At 67.3% G+C, this 16,131-nt stretch carries 18 protein-coding genes and 1 riboswitch; of the genes, 8 read left to right on the top strand and 10 right to left on the bottom strand.

Annotated elements, in window-relative coordinates; translation table 11 throughout:
* Positions 1 to 16 precede the first annotated feature (16 nt).
* Positions 17 to 1,222, bottom strand: coding sequence for a lipid-transfer protein (locus ACYVKL_RS10640; protein ID WP_379168767.1), 1,206 nt, complete (start codon positions 1,220 to 1,222; stop codon positions 17 to 19).
* 138 nt (positions 1,223 to 1,360) lie between these two features.
* Entirely contained in the window at positions 1,361 to 2,005 is a 645-nt protein-coding gene (locus ACYVKL_RS10635) for a TetR/AcrR family transcriptional regulator (RefSeq protein WP_213557877.1), read from the bottom strand.
* Positions 2,006 to 2,202: 197 nt separating this feature from the next.
* Here ACYVKL_RS10635 and crcB (ACYVKL_RS10630) point away from each other — a divergent pair, with 197 nt between their 5' ends.
* The gene (gene crcB / locus ACYVKL_RS10630) at positions 2,203 to 2,706 is read left to right on the top strand and encodes a fluoride efflux transporter CrcB (RefSeq protein WP_379168765.1); all 504 of its coding nucleotides are present in this window, start codon (positions 2,203 to 2,205) and stop codon (positions 2,704 to 2,706) included.
* Positions 2,703 to 3,062, top strand: a complete 360-nt coding sequence (crcB, locus tag ACYVKL_RS10625) for a fluoride efflux transporter CrcB (RefSeq protein WP_379168763.1) — start codon at positions 2,703 to 2,705, stop codon at positions 3,060 to 3,062. Before crcB (ACYVKL_RS10630) ends, crcB (ACYVKL_RS10625) begins: the two co-directional genes overlap by 4 nt.
* 37 nt (positions 3,063 to 3,099) lie before the next feature.
* Here crcB (ACYVKL_RS10625) and ACYVKL_RS10620 read toward each other — a convergent pair whose 3' ends face one another.
* The 6 genes from ACYVKL_RS10620 to ACYVKL_RS10595 all read right to left on the bottom strand — a co-directional run bounded on the left by ACYVKL_RS10620 (position 3,100) and on the right by ACYVKL_RS10595 (position 9,745).
* Positions 3,100 to 3,336 (bottom strand): hypothetical protein, encoded by a 237-nt coding sequence (locus ACYVKL_RS10620; RefSeq protein ID WP_357203317.1) that lies wholly within the window; start codon positions 3,334 to 3,336, stop codon positions 3,100 to 3,102.
* 199 nt (positions 3,337 to 3,535) lie between these two features.
* Entirely contained in the window at positions 3,536 to 4,012 is a 477-nt protein-coding gene (locus tag ACYVKL_RS10615) for an ester cyclase (RefSeq protein ID WP_379168761.1), read from the bottom strand.
* Positions 3,993 to 5,195, bottom strand: a complete 1,203-nt coding sequence (locus tag ACYVKL_RS10610; protein WP_379168907.1) for an MFS transporter — start codon at positions 5,193 to 5,195, stop codon at positions 3,993 to 3,995. The genes ACYVKL_RS10615 and ACYVKL_RS10610 overlap by 20 nt, the downstream gene beginning before the upstream one ends.
* 334 nt (positions 5,196 to 5,529) lie before the next feature.
* A complete protein-coding gene (locus tag ACYVKL_RS10605) occupies positions 5,530 to 6,747 on the bottom strand; it encodes an NADP-dependent isocitrate dehydrogenase (RefSeq protein ID WP_213557881.1) in 1,218 nt (405 codons plus the stop codon).
* Positions 6,748 to 7,021: 274 nt separating this feature from the next.
* Positions 7,022 to 8,032 (bottom strand): zinc-dependent alcohol dehydrogenase family protein, encoded by a 1,011-nt coding sequence (locus tag ACYVKL_RS10600; RefSeq protein ID WP_379168759.1) that lies wholly within the window; start codon positions 8,030 to 8,032, stop codon positions 7,022 to 7,024.
* Between the two features lie 216 nt (positions 8,033 to 8,248).
* Complete coding sequence (locus tag ACYVKL_RS10595) at positions 8,249 to 9,745, bottom strand: MFS transporter (protein WP_379168758.1); 1,497 nt, start codon at positions 9,743 to 9,745, stop codon at positions 8,249 to 8,251.
* Between the two features lie 136 nt (positions 9,746 to 9,881).
* Between ACYVKL_RS10595 and ACYVKL_RS10590 the strand changes: the two genes are divergently transcribed.
* From ACYVKL_RS10590 to ACYVKL_RS10575, 4 genes are all read left to right on the top strand, one after another.
* A complete protein-coding gene (locus ACYVKL_RS10590) occupies positions 9,882 to 10,619 on the top strand; it encodes a TetR/AcrR family transcriptional regulator (RefSeq protein ID WP_379168756.1) in 738 nt (245 codons plus the stop codon).
* Between the two features lie 32 nt (positions 10,620 to 10,651).
* A riboswitch (SAM riboswitch) is annotated at positions 10,652 to 10,763 on the top strand.
* A gap of 96 nt (positions 10,764 to 10,859) precedes the next feature.
* Positions 10,860 to 12,209 carry a bifunctional o-acetylhomoserine/o-acetylserine sulfhydrylase gene (locus ACYVKL_RS10585; protein ID WP_379168754.1) on the top strand — a complete coding sequence of 450 codons (1,350 nt, stop codon included), beginning with the start codon at positions 10,860 to 10,862 and terminating at the stop codon, positions 12,207 to 12,209.
* Positions 12,210 to 12,250: 41 nt separating this feature from the next.
* Positions 12,251 to 13,369, top strand: coding sequence for a homoserine O-acetyltransferase MetX (metX, locus tag ACYVKL_RS10580; protein ID WP_379168905.1), 1,119 nt, complete (start codon positions 12,251 to 12,253; stop codon positions 13,367 to 13,369).
* Positions 13,370 to 13,615: 246 nt separating this feature from the next.
* A complete protein-coding gene (locus ACYVKL_RS10575) occupies positions 13,616 to 13,777 on the top strand; it encodes a hypothetical protein (RefSeq protein WP_379168752.1) in 162 nt (53 codons plus the stop codon).
* A 118-nt stretch (positions 13,778 to 13,895) separates the two neighbouring features.
* On the opposite strand, the gene ACYVKL_RS10570 is transcribed toward ACYVKL_RS10575, so the two are convergent.
* Positions 13,896 to 14,141, bottom strand: coding sequence for a DUF3017 domain-containing protein (locus ACYVKL_RS10570; RefSeq protein ID WP_213560632.1), 246 nt, complete (start codon positions 14,139 to 14,141; stop codon positions 13,896 to 13,898).
* 110 nt (positions 14,142 to 14,251) lie between these two features.
* Here ACYVKL_RS10570 and ACYVKL_RS10565 point away from each other — a divergent pair, with 110 nt between their 5' ends.
* Positions 14,252 to 14,716, top strand: a complete 465-nt coding sequence (locus ACYVKL_RS10565) for a tRNA (cytidine(34)-2'-O)-methyltransferase (protein WP_379168750.1) — start codon at positions 14,252 to 14,254, stop codon at positions 14,714 to 14,716.
* Here the strand turns inward: ACYVKL_RS10565 and ACYVKL_RS10560 are convergent.
* Positions 14,713 to 14,988, bottom strand: a complete 276-nt coding sequence (locus ACYVKL_RS10560) for a DUF167 domain-containing protein (RefSeq protein WP_379168748.1) — start codon at positions 14,986 to 14,988, stop codon at positions 14,713 to 14,715. The two genes, ACYVKL_RS10565 and ACYVKL_RS10560, sit on opposite strands and share 4 nt — an antisense overlap.
* A gap of 138 nt (positions 14,989 to 15,126) precedes the next feature.
* On the opposite strand from ACYVKL_RS10560, the gene ACYVKL_RS10555 reads away from it, so the two are divergent.
* On the top strand, positions 15,127 to 16,122 hold the full coding sequence (locus ACYVKL_RS10555; protein ID WP_379168746.1) for a hypothetical protein: 996 nt from the start codon (positions 15,127 to 15,129) through the stop codon (positions 16,120 to 16,122).
* The last annotated feature ends 9 nt before the right edge of the window (positions 16,123 to 16,131 follow it).

Here is a 16,131-nt window from a genome sequence, read left to right as displayed (position 1 = left end):
TCGTCGGGTCGGGTGTTCAGCGCTCGGCGTGCTGGTAGGCGGTGACGACGGCCGCGCCGCCGAGCCCGATGTTGTGCTGCAGGGCCGCGGTCACGTCGCTGACCTGCCGCTTGTCGGCGGTGCCGCGCAGCTGCCAGGTGAGCTCACTGCACTGCGCCAACCCCGTGGCGCCCAACGGATGCCCCTTGGAGATGAGCCCGCCCGACGGGTTCACCACCCACTTGCCGCCGTAGGTGGTCGCGCCGGAGTCGATGAGGTGGCCGGCCTCGCCCTCCTTCGCCAGCCCGAGCGCCTCGTACAGCAGCAGCTCGTTGGCGGAGAAGCAGTCGTGCAGCTCGATGACCTGGAAGTCCTCGGGGCCCAGACCCGCCTGCGTGTACACCTTCTCGGCGGCCTGGACATTCATGTCGTAGCCGATCAGGTTCTTGGCGGTGCCGTCGAAGGTGGAGCCGAAGTCGGTGGTCATGGCCTGGCCGACGATCTCCACCGCCTGCCGCGACAGGTCGTGGCGGTCCACGAAGTCCTCGCTCGCGAGGATGACCGCGCCCGAACCGTCGGAGGTCGGCGAGCACTGCAGCTTGGTGAGCGGGTCATAGATCATTCGCGAGCCCAGGATGTCGTCGAGCGAATACTCGTCCTGGAACTGCGAATACGGGTTGTTCACCGAGTGCTTGTGGTTCTTGTGTCCGATCCTGGCGAAGTGCTCGGCGGTGGTGCCGTATTTCGCCATGTGCTCGCGCCCGGCCGCGCCGAACATCCACGGGGCCACCGGGAACAGCACCTCGGAGATCTCCGCGAGCGCCATGATGTGGCGCGCCATCGGTTGTTCGCGGTCGTCCCAGGTGGAACCGAGCGAGCCGGGCTGCATCTTCTCGAAGCCCAGCGCCAGCGTGCAGTCGGCCAGGCCGCCCCGGATCGCCTGCGCCGCAAGGTAGAGCGCGGTCGAGCCGGTGGAGCAGTTGTTGTTGACGTTGACCACCGGGATGCCGGTCATGCCCAGTTCGTAGACCGCGCGCTGACCGGAGGTGGACTCCCCGTAGACGTAGCCGACGTAGGCCTGCTCGACCTCGCGGTAGTCGATTCCCGCGTCCGCGAGCGCCTTGGTGCCGGACTCCCGGGCCATGTCCGGGTAGTCCCAGGCACTGCCGTCCTCGTTCTTGCGCCGCCCCGGCTTCTCGAACTTCGTCATGCCGACGCCGACGACGTAGACCTTGTTCGTCATCGAACTCCTCACATAAGGGAACGGAAACAAACATACAAAGCTGTATGTAAGACCACAAGAGGGTACGACGAATCCCCGATGGGACGACAAGATCAGAAGGTCAGATCGATGCGGCCGCACATACAGCGGCGTCGGTAATCAGTCCGCGAGATGGAAGTCCGGCATCCGCGCCGCGGCCGCCAGGCGCAGCTGCGCCGAGGCCCGCAACCAGCGCCGGTGCGCCCGCTCCGGATCGGGAGAGATGAAGTTGGTGACCAGGATTCCGCGCAGCGTGTCCATGGCGGTGTAGGCGAAATCGCGAACGTTCTTGCGGTCCAGCTCATTCGGCACCAACTGAGCCACCGCCAGCAGCACCGCGTTGTTCACGAACGGCTCGACCTTCTCCATCTCCACCGCGAGCACCCGATCCGTGCGACTGGCCACCCACAGCTCGATCGCCGCGATGAACAGCGGACCCTGATGCAGCTCCCACATGGCCTCGAGGGTCGCGGCGATCGGATCGTCCGTGGTCCGGACCCGCCCGATCTCCTTCATCGCCGCCTCGGTGCGCCGCTGCGCGAGATGACTGATCGCCGCCACCACCAGCTCGCTCTTGGAGCCGAAGTGATGCACCTGCGCACCCCTGGTTACCCCGGCGCGCTCGGCCACCCGCGGCGTCGTGGTCCCCGCGTAGCCGTACTCGACCAGGCACTCGATGGTGGCGTCCAGCAATCGCGTCCGCGTCTCGGTGCTGCGTTGTTCCTGCGTGCGACGCGGCGGCTTCGAGACGGCGGAGCTGGTCATGCCGGAAAGCTTACACTTACATACACCCGTGTATGTTCACGCCCGGTTCCGCGCACAGCCGGTAGCTCGGTATCCTGAGCAACGATGCGGCGGTGGGGCTCGCCGCTCCGGATGGACGGAACAACCGCGGCGAATCGGCCGCCAACAGTCCCTACCCACCAAGGCACGCGACGCGTGCGCTGGCGTAGGAGACCTGTGTGACCAGAGAGCTGGATGCGACCGCCCACCCCGGGCCGGCCGAACCCATCGACCCCGACATCGACCTGCATCAACCCGGACAGCGCCAGGAACTGCTGCGCTCCCACGGCGCGATCCTCACCGCGATTTCCATCGGCGGCGCGATCGGCGCGCTCGCCCGCTACGGACTGGCCCAGGTGTGGCCCACCCCCGCGCACGGATTCCCGTGGGCCACCTTCGCCACGAATGTGCTCGGCTGCTTCCTGATCGGCGTGCTCATGGTCGTCGTCACCGAACTGCGCACCACCCATCCGCTGGTACGCCCGTTCCTCGGCGTCGGCATCCTCGGCGGCTTCACCACCTTCTCCACCTACGCCAACGAGACCCGCGCGCTGCTCGAACCCGGCACCGCGGCAACAGCATTCACCTACCTGGGCGCCACTCTCCTCTGCGCGCTGTTGGCCACCCTGGTCGCCGTGCGCGTCACCCGCGCGGCGGGCGACTACCGGAGGGCCGTCGCATGACCGGATTGCTCGTGGTCCTCGGCGCGATGGTCGGCGCACCGCTGCGCTACCTCACCGACCGCGCCATCCAGACCCGCCACGACAGCGGCTTCCCGTGGGGCACACTCACCGTCAACCTGACCGGCTGCCTGATCCTGGGCGCGCTCACCGGCGCCGCCGTCTCCTCCCCCACCTACGCGCTGGTCGGCACCGGCTTCTGCGGCGCGCTGACCACGTACAGCACCTTCGGCTACGAGACCATCCGTCTCACCGAGGAACGCTCCTACCTCTACGCCGCCCTCAATGTCACGGTCAGCATCATCGCCGGGCTGGGCGCGGCGCTGCTCGGCTTCACCACGGCGCACGCTCTGAGCTGACCCGGCCGCGGCGGGGTCAGCCCGGAGCCGTCGCCGATCAGGTCTCCGAGTTGTACATGCAAGCCGAACAGGTCCAACCCCCGTTCGTCATGACGCAGTCGGTCAGGCGGACATAGGGATTGCCGACCCGCTCCCGGCATGCGGAGGCGCAGCCGTTGAGGTCCTGGCCGCAGCTGATCGCGTCGGCGGAGGCGATGGCGGGTACGGCGAGGGCGGGCACGATCAGCCCGGTTAGCAAACTTGCGGCGAGGACGGCGGTTCTGACTGCGCGCATGACGGATGTCCCTTCGTGGAAAACGATGTCAGCTCAGCGAAACGCGTGCTCCCGCTTTCCGTTGGACACTCGAGCGGGCTGCCAGCACTGTTCCAGCAAACAACACCCGTGCCGATCACCGCAAGACCGGCGCGCACCGCGTCCGGGCGGTGTGGTCCGGCCGACAGTCGTCACCACACCGCCCGGGGCCGCGAACGAATCAGGCCGACGCCGACTGCGCCGCCGGAATCACACCGAGCTGCTGCAGCATTCCCAGCGTGTCCCAGTTCGCCCAGCTCTCACCGATTTTGCCGTCGGTCTGGAAGCGGGTGATGGTCATTCCTTGAATGACGACCGGCTTCCCCGTCGCCGGCATACCCATCATCGGGCCGTCATTGGTGCCCGAGGCCGTCCACCGGGTGACGACGAAATCGCCCTCGGCAATCTGTTCATTGACCAGCATTCTGGTATCGGAGAACGCGGCGATGTACATCTCCGCCTGCCGCTTGAGGGCATTGGGCCCGTGGATCTCCGAATGCGGGTTCTGCGGATCGTGATCGATGGCGTCCGGAGCGACGATCTCGTCGAATACGTCGAGATCCCTGGAATTCCAGGCGTCGAAAACGCGTCTGGCGGTGGCTTTGTTCTGCTCTGACATGTCGTTCCCGTCCTTTCCTTCAGGCCTCATCACTTCCATGATCCACCCACGCGGTCACCGCGAAAACCAGGACGCCGAAGACCGCCAAACCCGCACCGACCGCCGCCGGGGCCGTATAACCGAGGCCCGCCGCGATCACCAGGCCGCCCAGCCACGCGCCCGCCGCGTTCGCGATATTGAGCGCCGCGTGATTCAGTGCGGCGGCGAGGGTTTGGGCGTCGTGCGCCACGTCCATCAAACGGGTTTGCAGCGCGGGGGCCAGCGCCGCGCCGGACGCGCCGATCAAGAACGCGCCGATGCCCGCGGTGTACGGATTGTGCGCCGCCGCAACATAACCGGCGAGGATCACCACCATGGACACCAGCGCGACGAAGATCGCGCGGTCCACACCGCGGTCGGCGAGCACGCCGCCGGCGATGTTGCCGGCCACCATGCCCAGCCCGAACAGGGCCAGCACCAGCGGGACGAGGGTGACGCTCAAGCCGGACACATCGGTGAGAGTGGTGGTGATGTAGGTGTAGACGGCGAACATGCCGCCGAAGCCGATCGCGCCGACCAGCAGGGTCAGCAACACCTGAGGACGACGCAGCGCGGTGAGCTCGGTGCGGGGATCGGTCATGCGGATGCCGTGCAGTTCCGGCACGAAACGGGAGAGGGCGGCGACCGTCGCGAGACCGATGATCGCGACCACCACGAAAGCGTCCCGCCAGCCCAGATGCTGACCCAGCCAAGTCGCTGCAGGAACGCCGACGACATTGGCGGCGCTCAAGCCCAGCATAACGGCGGCGACCGCCTTGGCGCGCTGCCCGACCGGGGCCAGCGACGCCGCCGCCAGCGACGCCACCCCGAAATACGCGCCGTGCGGCAGACCCGATACAAACCGCGCCACGGTCAGCGTGGCGAACGTGGGCGCGACCACGCTGGCCGCGTTGCCCAGTGTGAACGCCACCATCAACGCCATCAGCAGCCGCTTGCGCGGCACCCGCGCGCACAGCGCCGCGATCACCGGGGCCCCGACGACCACTCCCAGGGCGTATGCGGAGACAATATGCCCCGCAGTCGGTTCGGACACGTGCATGGACTCGGCGATATCGGGCAGCAAACCCATGGTGACGAATTCGGTTGTGCCGATTCCGAACCCGCCCAGCGCCAGCGCCAGCATGGCGGGGATGGGCCAGCGCCCGCGAGCCGGCGCGACGGGATCACCCGTCCCGTCACGGATGACGTCTTCGGTGATCGGTGCGACTGGAGCGGCGGAGACAGATTCGGGCACAACCAAGCGCAACACAGTGGCGAACGATCGCGATACCTTCCCGCCCAGTGATTTCACTCACTGACCGACCGACTGGTCAGCCTGCCAGGTAGAAGCCGGCCGCCCCCAAACAGTTCGGGCACCCGCCCACCCACCGGTTCCGGTGGAGGCAGGTGCCCGTGTGGCGCGGTGGATGTTCTGGCCGGGACTGTGGTCCCGGCCGCCATCTTCACCGCTTCGCGCTGTTCACGTCGGTCGGCGCGTGGAGCTTTCGCTCCGGTTCAGGGTTACCCCTGGGGATAAATCAACGAATCTCGCGAGCGAGGTTGGCGTCCAGCACGCCGAGGAACTCCTCGGTGGTCAGGTAGCCCTGGTCGCCGCCGACCAGCAGGGCGAGGTCCTTGGTCATCTGACCGGACTCGACCGTCTTGATGACGACGTCCTCGAGGGTCTGCGCGAAGCCGATCACCTCGGGGGTGTTGTCCAGCTTGCCGCGGTGGGCCAGGCCACGCGTCCACGCGAAGATCGAGGCGATCGGGTTCGTGGAGGTGGGCTTGCCCTGCTGGTGCTGGCGGTAGTGACGGGTCACGGTGCCGTGCGCCGCCTCCGCCTCACAGGTCCGGCCGTCCGGGGTGAGCAGCACGGAGGTCATCAGACCCAGCGAGCCGAAGCCCTGCGCCACGGTGTCGGACTGCACGTCGCCGTCGTAGTTCTTGCAGGCCCAGACGTAGCCACCCTCCCACTTGAGCGCGGAGGCGACCATGTCGTCGATCAGGCGGTGCTCGTAGGTGAGACCGGCCGCGGCGAACTCTTCCTTGAACTCGGTCTCGAACACCTCCTGGAAGGTGTCCTTGAACATGCCGTCGTAGGCCTTGAGGATGGTGTTCTTGGTCGACATGTACACCGGGTAGTTCTGCTGCAGGCCGTAGTTCAGCGAGGCCCGCGCGAAGTCCCGGATGGACTCCTGGAAGTTGTACATGCCCATGACCACGCCGCCGTCTTCCGGCATGCGCACGACCTCGTGCTGGATCGGCTCGGAGCCGTCCTCGGGCGTGAAGGTCAGGGTGACGGTACCCGCCTGGTGCACCTTGAAATCGGTGGCACGGTACTGGTCACCGAAGGCGTGACGGCCGATGATGATCGGCTTGGTCCAGCCCGGCACCAGCCGCGGAACGTTGGAGATGATGATCGGGGCGCGGAAGATCGTGCCGCCCAGGATGTTGCGGATGGTGCCGTTGGGCGACCGCCACATCTTCTTGAGGCCGAATTCCTCCACTCGGGCCTCGTCGGGGGTGATCGTCGCGCACTTGACGCCCACGCCGTGCTTCTTGATGGCGTTCGCGGCGTCGATCGTGATCTGATCATCGGTCTTGTCGCGGGCTTCGATGCCGAGGTCGTAGTACTCGAGGTTCACGTCGAGATACGGATTGACCAGCTTGTCCTTGATGAACTGCCAGATGATCCGGGTCATCTCGTCGCCATCGAGTTCGACGACGGTGCCTTCAACCTTGATCTTGGACATGGATCTTCGTGTCCTCCTAGGAAGGTGGTGCTCCCATTGCACGGCCGGTGAGCACCGCTTGTAGCGGACTCCAGCTGTTCAACAGACAACGTATACGCATGACTCCCGGCACCGGACCTGTGGTACCAGGTCCATGTCCGATGTGGCGTCAAGCAAGACAAGCGTACTGCTGCTATGGACCTCACCGCGCGGGCAGCCCCCGCTGTGCGGGAACCCACCATCGGTTACTCGCAAGTAGGGCGCGAGTGATCGGGCCCACAGCCGTGTCTGCCTTCTACCGTTCGAACACCAGCAGAGGTTTGCCCCCATGCGCGGGAGCTTCGGCCGAGTAGACCGCTTCGCTGAACTTTTCGACGAGAATCGACCGGCCCTCCGGAACCCGCAACGCCCCGCTGTCGACGAGCTGGAGGGTCCGGTCGATCGTTGCGTTCATCCGATCCTTCGGGGTCTCGGCGAACCATCGGAGCAGCCAGAACCCTCGAACGGTCTTGGTTTCGTAGATCAGCGAGCGCGCGAAAACGGGAATGGTGAGTTTGTCGGGATCGGTTTGGCGGTGTGTGGACAGTGCACCGAAGACGATCAGCTCACCGTGCGGTCTCAGCGCACGCGACACGTCCGCGCCCACCTGACCGCCGACACAATCGATCGCCTTGTACACGCCGTCGTGGCCTGCGATGTCGGCCACCCGTTCGCGCAGGTCCTCATCCTCCGTGCAGATCACCGCGGTGCCGCCCAAGGCGAGGATGTCCTCGACAGCGGATCGGCGGCGGACCACGTTGAGGGTCTTGAAGCCGACGTGTGTGCCGAGCTGGATGACCGACTGGCCCACGGTTGAACCGGCCGCCGTCTGCAAGAGCCATTCACCCGGTCGAACATCGAGTTCGTCACCGGTCAAGATCACTGCGGTGAGCGGATTGCCGAGAATCTGGGCAGCCGTGGAATCACTCATGCCGACGGGAACAGGCAAGACCCGCTCGGCGTCGGCAACGACGTACTCCTGCCACGTTCCTCTGACTCCGACCGTAATGACGCGTTGCCCGACGGTCAGACCGTCTGTGCCCCTACCGAGTTCGTCGATCACACCAACGGATTCGATTCCGGGCACGGTGGGGAACTCCGGGGTGAATCCGTATCTGCCGCGGATGGTGTGCAGATCGCTGGCATGAACAGGCACAGCTGCCACCCGGATCCGGACCTCGCCGGGACCGGGCTCCGGGACAGGGCGGGTCTCCAGGTGCAGAACCTCGGACGGTTCACCCACCGCGCCGGCGACAACAGACTGCATGGTTCTCATCTTCCTGACACCCCTTCGGTCGGATCGAGATCCCTCAGCGGTTCGACGTGCACACGTCGGCCCCGCCTGACAGCCAAGACTCGGAACAACTGCGGACCTACCGGCCTCTAATGCTGCCACCGCGGCGATGAGCAGGCACGCAGCCGGAACGACGCGTGCCCGCCGCGAGATTCGCGACGGGCACGGTGCGGAATCACCGGCGGTGGTTCACACGCCCACGTGCACGGCGTGCTCGTCGCCCTCGAGCAGGTTCTCCGGCTTGTCCCGGATCATGAACGCCGCGATCGGAATGCAGAGCACGAAGAAGCCCGCGCCGATCAGGAACGCCACGTTGTAGGAGTGGATCGAGGCTCGCTCCACCACATGATCGATGGTCGCGTTGTTGCGCACGTACCGCTCGGCCACCTGCACCGAGATGGTGGTCAGCAGCGCGGTGCCGATGGAACCACCCACCTGCTGCGCGGCATTGAGCAGGGCGCTGGCCACACCCGAATCCTCGGCGTCGACCTGGTGCAGTGCGGTGGTCTGCATGGACACGAACAGCGAGCCCATGCCGAGCGCGATCAGGATCATCGCCGGCAGCAACGCGGTGGCATAGCTGTCGCCGTATTCCAGCCGCGACAGCCACAGCAGACCCGCCGCGCCCAGCACCGAACCCGCCAGCATCAGCGGCCGCGGCCCGATCTTCGGCAGCACCGTCGAGGCGATGCCCGCCGACACCACGATGCCGGCCGGGAACGGCAGGAACGCCACACCCGTCTTCAGCGCCGAGTAGTGCTCGACGATCTGCAGGTAGAAGCTCAGGTTCAGGAACATGGCGAACATCGCGATGGGCACCAGCAACGCGATCAGATACGCACCACCGCGGTTGATCTCACCCGGAATGCGCAGCGGCAGCAGCGGATTCGCGGTCCGGTTCTCGATCGCCACGAACGCCGCCAGCAGCGCCACGCCCACGACGAAGAGGGCCAGCGTGGTGGAGGCGGTCCAGCCGTCGGAGGCCGCCCGGCTGAAGCCGTACACGATCGAGATCAGACCGAGGGTCACGGTGACCGCGCCGGGCAGGTCGTAGCCGCCGGTGCGGGCCGCGGGCACGTCCTTGACCACGAAAACGAACGCGCCGACCAGGGCCAGCAGCGCGACCGGCGTGTTCACCAGCAGCGACCAGCGCCAGTTCGCGTACTCGACGAGCGCGCCACCGGCGATCAGGCCGAGGGCAGCGCCGGCCGCGGACACGCCGGCGAACACGCCGAAGGCCCGAGCGCGCTCCTTGGCCTCGGTGAAGGTCACCGAGACCAGGGACAACGCGGCCGGAGCCAGCAGCGCGCCGAACGCGCCCTGCAGCGCGCGGCCCGCGAAGAGTTCGACCTGGTTCTGCGCGAGGCCGGCCAGTGCGGAGGCCGCGGCGAAGCCGACCAGGCCGATCATCAGGATGCGGCGGCGGCCGAGGTAGTCGGCGAGCCGGCCGCCGAGCAGCAGCAGACCACCGAAAATCAGGGTGTAAGCGGTGAAGATCCACTGCTTGTCGCCGTCGCTGATGTGCAGATCCTGCTGAGCGAACGGCATGGCAATGGTGACGATCGTGGCGTCCAGGACCACCATGAGCTGCGCCATCGCGATCACGGCGAGCGCGAACCAGCGCCTGGAATCTTTTGCGGGACTTGCTTTTTCGTCTGTACCGAGAGCGTCCGTCGCTACGGTCATGAGCCTCTCCTCTGGAGTTCGAAGGCAGCTTCACCATAGTGACCCCCACTGACAATTGGCGTCAAGGGAAAAATGTCGCACTGCGACAGTTGTCATAATGTGACAGTAAGAAGCATCGAGGACCTACCATGGAGGCATGTCGGAGTTGTCAAGTCACATCGGTGTGATCTCGCGCCATCGCCCCGGCCTGCGTGAACGTAAGAAGCAGCAGACCCGGACCCGGATCATCGACGTCGCCCTGCGGCTGTGCGACGACCAAGGGTTCGATGCCACCACTGTGGAACAAATCGCCGACGCCGCCGACGTCTCGCCGCGCACCGTGAACCGGTACTTCGACAGCAAGGAGGCGATCGTCATCGCCCCCATCGAAGGCTGGGGACAGGCGCTCGCCGATCAGCTGCGCGCACAGCCGATCACCGGCGACGAGATGCAGGCGCTGCTGGGCGCGTTCATGGCCGTCGTGGACCAGATCATCGACTCCGACGCCCCCGTCCCGTTCCGGTGGTTCCAGCAAATGCAGCGCATCAGCCGCGACAGCGTCGCGGTGCGCGCGCTCAGCATGGAGTCGGCCGAGACCAAGACCCGCGCCATGACCGAGGTCCTCGCCGAACGCCTGCGGCTGCCGCAGGACCACATGACCGTGCGGATCATCGCCGCCACCTGGCACGGCATCGTGCGCATCGGCATGGAATGCGAATTCGACGACGAGTCCGAGTTCCCGGACTGCACCACCGCCACCACCGCACACCAGCTCGCCGAGAACGTGCTGGCCGCGTTCGGCGAATTCCGGCGGGTGTGCTGCGGAACGGCCACGACAATTCCCCCCGTGAACGCGGAAAATCTCCTGGCGAATGCGACAAACCCCACTGCGTAGGGGGGTCGGAACGGCCGCTAGAATCGCGCAAAGGTCAAGAGCATCAGCGTTAAGGCCCCGGCTTGCTGATCGGCAACCCTCCAGCTGCGGCGGGGTGCTCCGGGTGCAGACCGGGCGTTCGAGATCCGGACGCAAGCGCAACTAGGAGGTCTACCGAAATGTGTTGTTGTCGAAGCCCATTCGCTTCTCGATAACGTCAAACTTCCGCCATTCGGCGACCTCGCATTTGGAGCAGAACAGATGAGTGACTCGACCGCGGCCCAGGCCGCCGGGGCTGACGGCACCCTGGATCCGGCCAACTGGTCCTTCGAGACCAAGCAGATCCACGCCGGACAGTCTCCCGATCCGGCCACCGGCGCCCGCGCCCTGCCCATCTACCAGACCACGTCCTACGCCTTCCGCGACACCGACCACGCCGCCGCGCTGTTCGGGCTCGCCGAGCCGGGCAACATCTACACCCGCATCATGAACCCCACCCAGGACGCGGTGGAACAGCGCATCGCCGCCCTCGAGGGCGGTGTGGCCGCGCTGCTGCTGGCCTCCGGGCAGGCGGCGGAGACCTACGCGATCCTGAATCTCGCCGAGGCCGGCGACCACATCGTGGCCAGCCCGCACCTCTACGGCGGCACCTACAACCTGCTGCACTACTCGCTGCCCAAGCTGGGCATCCAGGTCAGCTTCGTCGAGGACCCGGACGATCTCGAGCAGTGGCGTGCGGCCGTGCGGCCCAACACCAAGGCGTTCTACGGCGAGACCGTCGCCAACCCGAGCAGCTCGGTCCTCGACATTCCCGGCATCGCCGAGGTCGCGCACGCGGCCGGACTGCCGCTCATCGTGGACAACACCGTCGCCACCCCGTACCTGATCCAGCCGCTGCGGCTGGGCGCCGACATCGTCGTGCACTCGGCCACCAAGTACCTGGGCGGGCACGGTTCCGCGGTGGCGGGCGTGATCGTCGACGGCGGCACCTTCGACTGGACCGTGAAGAACGCGGCGGGCGAGTCCCGTTTCCCCGGCTTCACCACCCCCGACCCCAGCTACCACGGCGCGGTCTTCGCCGACCTCGGCGCTCCGGCCTTCGCGCTCAAGGCCCGCGTGCAACTGCTGCGCGACCTGGGCGCGGCGGTCTCGCCGTTCAACGCGTTCCTCATTGCGCAGGGCCTCGAGACGCTGAGCCTGCGCATCGAACGGCACGTGGCCAATGCCCAGGCGGTCGCGGAGTTCCTGGCGGAACAGCCGGGTGTCGAGAAGGTCTACTACGCCGGACTGCCCGCCTCGCCCTGGTTCGAGCGGGGCAAACAGCTGGCACCGAAGGGCGTCGGCGCGATCGTGTCCTTCGAGCTGGCCGGCGGCGTCGACGCGGGCAAGAAGTTCGTGGAGGCGCTGGTGCTGCACAGCCATGTCGCTAACATCGGGGATGTGCGCTCGCTCGTCATCCACCCGGCTTCCACCACGCATTCCCAGCTGACGCCCGCCGAGCAACTGGCTTCCGGCGTCACGCCTGGTCTGGTGCGGTTGGCCGTGGGTATCGAGGGCATCGGCGACATCCTGGCGGATCTCCGCGGCGGACTGACGGCGGCGGCAAGTTGACCGTGAACATCGACTCGCAAACGTCCCGGCATGCGGCGGAGCTGCTGCTACCGCCGCCGGACGGGACGCTGGGCAGCATCGCCATCGGGGACTTCACGCTGGAGAACGGTGTCGTCATCCCCGATGCGACGCTGGCGGTGCAGCGCTGGGGCGAACTATCCGCGAACGCGGACAACGTGGTGCTGGTGGAGCACGCGCTGACCGGTGACTCGCACGTGGTGGGTCCCGCCGACGTGCATCACGGCCAGCCCGGCTGGTGGGACGGCGTCGTCGGCGCCGGCGCGCCCCTGGATACCCGCGAGTGGTGTGTCATCGCCACCAACGTGCTCGGCGGCTGCAAGGGCAGCACCGGTCCATCCTCCCTCGCCCCGGACGGAAAGCCTTGGGGCACACGGTTTCCCGAGCTGTCCATCCGCGACCAGGTGAACGCGGAGGCCAAGCTCTTCGATCTGCTCGGCATCGACCGCCTGGCCGCCGCGATCGGCGGCTCCATGGGCGGTATGCGGGTGCTGGAATGGATGGTCGGCCGTCCCGAGCGGGTCGGCGCGGCCCTGGTGCTGGCGGTCGGCGCGCGCGCCACCGCCGACCAGATCGGCACCCAGACCACCCAGATCGCCGCCATCAAGGCCGATCCGGACTGGCAGGGCGGCGACTATCACGGCACCGGGCGCGCGCCCATGACCGGCATGGGCATCGCCCGCCGCATCGCGCACCTGACCTACCGCACCGAGGGCGAACTCGACCACCGCTTCGAGAATCACGCCCAGGGCGACGAGGATCCGCTCGCGGGCGGCCGCTACGCGGTGCAGAGCTACCTGGAGTACCAGGCGGACAAGCTGATCGCGCGTTTCGACCCGAGCACCTACGTGCTGCTCACCGAGGCGATGAACCGCTACGACGTGGGTCGCGGCCGTGGCGGCATCGCGGCGGCGCTGGCCTCGACGCCGGTGCCGTGTGTGATCGGCGGGGTGGACTCGGACCGGCTCTACCCGCTGCGCACCCAGCAGGAGCTGGCCGATCTGCTGCCCGGTTCCAAGGGGCTCGAGGTCATCCATTCCAAGGACGGCCACGACGGCTTCCTGACCGAGACCGAAGCGGTCGGCAAACTCATGCAGGAGACGATGGAACTGGCCCGCGCCCAGCGCGTGTCGGGTCACTGATCCGCCGCCGTACCGAGGCCGCGGCGCCGCCGCCCGCCTGCCGTGTGGCGGTGCTGCCCACCCGCCGTGGCGGCACTGCCCCTGCGCCGTAACACCGCTGCCACAGTCGGACTGCGTTACGGGACGTGTCGCGCCTGTTTCGTGCGAATTGTCATGACGCGCTTCCGGTTTCGCGGACATGACGCGTTCGTAACCGGACTTCCGGAATACGTGTGCGACAGGCGTTTCGGTCGTAATATTTCATCCATGACCGCCGCATTCGATGACATGGATCTTCGTGATCTCGTCGATCTGCTCTCCGACGACGAGCAGCGTGAACTCCGCCCGGCCATACTCCGTGTGCTGCACAGACTCCCCGATCAGGAAGTGCTGCGCCGAGAACTCGGTCGCCGCATAACCGCCGTCTAGCAATCCCTCAGCGCCGCCGGTTCACCCCGGCGGCAGAACATCGCTCACCTTTTCCAGCGCCGCGACTCCGGTCGCGGCCCCGGCCCCGCGGTTCCGCGCGGCCCGCCGCAGCGTCCGGCTACGTGACGCCGAGACTGCTGATGGTCGCCGCCAGCACGATGATCGCGACACCCAGCACCGTCAGCCAGACGACATCGAATCCCTTGCTGCGTACCGCGAGCAGACCCGCTCGATCGGTCGGCAACGTCAGTCGCAGCGCCGCGGCCAGCAGGGTCGCCCCGCCGAAGAAGAACGTCCCGCGCCGCCAGCGGTCCCAGGCCAGGAAGACCACGGCCACCACCAGCACGGCACCCACCAGCAGCATGGGCAGATTCTCGCGGGCGAACTCCCCCGCGCGACTGCTGCGACTCTGGGGTGCGGCATGGGCTGGACTCACCGCACGAGCTTAACCGGCCCTCTGCAATGCTGGATCCCGTGTTCCATCTCGTGTTCTTCGAACCCCGCATCCCGCCCAACACCGGCAATGCCATTCGGCTGGCGGCCGGTACCGGCTGCGCGCTGCACCTGATCGAACCGCTCGGCTTCGACCTGTCCGAGCCGAAGCTGCGCCGGGCCGGCCTGGACTACCACGACCTGGCGGTCGTCACCGTGCACCCGAACCTCGCCGCCGCCTGGGAGGCCATCGCCCCCGGACGCGTCTTCGCCTTCACCGCCGCGGCCACCACCCGCAACACCGACATCACCTACCGCGACGGCGACGTCCTGCTCTTCGGCCCCGAACCCACCGGCCTCCCCGACGAGGTGCTCACCGACCCCCGAGTCACCGACCAACTCCGCATCCCCATGCTCCCGAACCGCCGCTCCATGAACCTCTCCAACGCGGCCGCGGTCGCGGTCTACGAGGCCTGGCGGCAAATGGGCTTCCCCGGCGCGGTCTAGTCGTCGATTTCGAAGCGCTTGAATCGGGAGGTCGCGCCGGCGGTGAGGCGGACCGCGGATTTGGGGACGCCGTAGTGGGCGGCCAGCAGTTCGATGGCGGCCTTGTTGGCCTTGCCCTCCACCGCGGGCGCGCGGACGTACAGCTGCAACGCGCCGTCGTCGAGGATCTCGACGAGCGGGCCCTTCTTGCTGCCGGGTTTGATGGTCGCCCGGACCACTGTCACGCCGTGCTCCTCTCCTGATTCCGCTCGCCGATCTCTTCCGCTCGCCATTGTCTCGGATGCGCTCGGGGTTAACAGTCGCGGTCTGCGATGGAAGCCACAGAATTCCGGGCGGCGATCGTGGTGGGAAGGCCGTAGTGTCGCGGGTGCCGTGGTGGCGGGAAGCCACCCGGGAAGGAAAAAGGCAAGATGGTCAAGCGTTTCGTATTCATGCTGACGGCCGTGCTGGGGGCGCTCCTGCTGCTGGCGACGGGAACGGCGACGGCCGGACCGGTCACCGTGCACGACGATTCGAAGGTGCTGGATGTCGCCAAGGTGACGAACGCGGCGAACCAGCTGTCGAATCCGGTGCAGATCTTCACCACCGAGAAGTTCTCCGACGATCACGGCAAGTTCGATCAGGAGACGCAGAGCCACGTCAAGGATCCGGCGGACGTGGTGCTGGCCATCAACACCAAATCCAAGTTCCTGTCGATCCGCACCGGCGCGAACTCGCACATCCGCGAAACCGGTTCCGCGGGTACGGCATTCAGGAACGCCTTCGGCAGCGGCGACTACACGGGCGCGACCATCGCCGCCCTGGGCGCGCTGAAGTCGGCGACCGACCAGGCCGCGCCCAGCAATGCCAAGGCCCCCAACCCGGCTCCCGCGCCCGCCCCTGCCGCGCACCACGAGACCAAGAGCAGCGGCCTGGGTTGGCTGGGGTGGCTGTGCCCGATCGTCGTCATCGGCGGCATCATCGCGGCCGTCGTCTTCTTCCTGCGCCGCCGCAACTCGAACCCGCCGCCCCCGCCCGCCCCGTTCGGCGGCTTCGGTGGTAGCGGTTTCGGCGGTGACCCCGGCTACGGCGGACCCGGTTACGGCGCACCGGGTTACGGTGGCGGCCGCGGCGGCATGAGCCCCGGCGCGGCCGCGGGCCTGGGCGCGGTCGGCGGCGCACTCGGCGGCGGCCTGCTCGGCTACGAGCTCGGCCGCATGGAAGGCCAGGACGAAGAACGCGACCGCCACGACTACGCTCCCCCGCCGGAATCCGGCGGCTACGACCCCGGCCCGCAGCAGTGGGGCGGCGGTGGCGGCGACTACGACTTCGGCGGCGGCGGAAGCGATTTCGGCGGCGGTGGCGACTTCGGTGGTGGCGGAGACTTCGGTGGCGGCGACTCGGGTGGAGGCGGCGGCGACTTCTGACGCCGCACC

The sequence above is a fragment of the Nocardia tengchongensis genome (assembly GCF_054781395.1).
Note: the sequence above shows the minus strand (reverse complement) of the source record. Positions and strands in the feature narration are given on the sequence as shown.

Coding starts and splice junctions, on each gene's coding strand:
- ACYVKL_RS10640 (WP_379168767.1), bottom strand. CDS start 1,222: ATGACGAACAAGGTCTACGTCGTCGGCGTCGGCATGACGAAGTTCGAG.
- ACYVKL_RS10635 (WP_213557877.1), bottom strand. CDS start 2,005: ATGACCAGCTCCGCCGTCTCGAAGCCGCCGCGTCGCACGCAGGAACAA.
- crcB (WP_379168763.1), top strand. CDS start 2,703: ATGACCGGATTGCTCGTGGTCCTCGGCGCGATGGTCGGCGCACCGCTG.
- ACYVKL_RS10620 (WP_357203317.1), bottom strand. CDS start 3,336: ATGCGCGCAGTCAGAACCGCCGTCCTCGCCGCAAGTTTGCTAACCGGG.
- ACYVKL_RS10615 (WP_379168761.1), bottom strand. CDS start 4,012: ATGGAAGTGATGAGGCCTGAAGGAAAGGACGGGAACGACATGTCAGAG.
- ACYVKL_RS10605 (WP_213557881.1), bottom strand. CDS start 6,747: ATGTCCAAGATCAAGGTTGAAGGCACCGTCGTCGAACTCGATGGCGAC.
- ACYVKL_RS10600 (WP_379168759.1), bottom strand. CDS start 8,032: ATGCAGTCTGTTGTCGCCGGCGCGGTGGGTGAACCGTCCGAGGTTCTG.
- ACYVKL_RS10595 (WP_379168758.1), bottom strand. CDS start 9,745: ATGACCGTAGCGACGGACGCTCTCGGTACAGACGAAAAAGCAAGTCCC.
- ACYVKL_RS10590 (WP_379168756.1), top strand. CDS start 9,882: ATGTCGGAGTTGTCAAGTCACATCGGTGTGATCTCGCGCCATCGCCCC.
- ACYVKL_RS10585 (WP_379168754.1), top strand. CDS start 10,860: ATGAGTGACTCGACCGCGGCCCAGGCCGCCGGGGCTGACGGCACCCTG.
- ACYVKL_RS10575 (WP_379168752.1), top strand. CDS start 13,616: ATGACCGCCGCATTCGATGACATGGATCTTCGTGATCTCGTCGATCTG.
- ACYVKL_RS10570 (WP_213560632.1), bottom strand. CDS start 14,141: ATGCTGCTGGTGGGTGCCGTGCTGGTGGTGGCCGTGGTCTTCCTGGCC.
- ACYVKL_RS10560 (WP_379168748.1), bottom strand. CDS start 14,988: ATGGCGAGCGGAAGAGATCGGCGAGCGGAATCAGGAGAGGAGCACGGC.
- ACYVKL_RS10555 (WP_379168746.1), top strand. CDS start 15,127: ATGGTCAAGCGTTTCGTATTCATGCTGACGGCCGTGCTGGGGGCGCTC.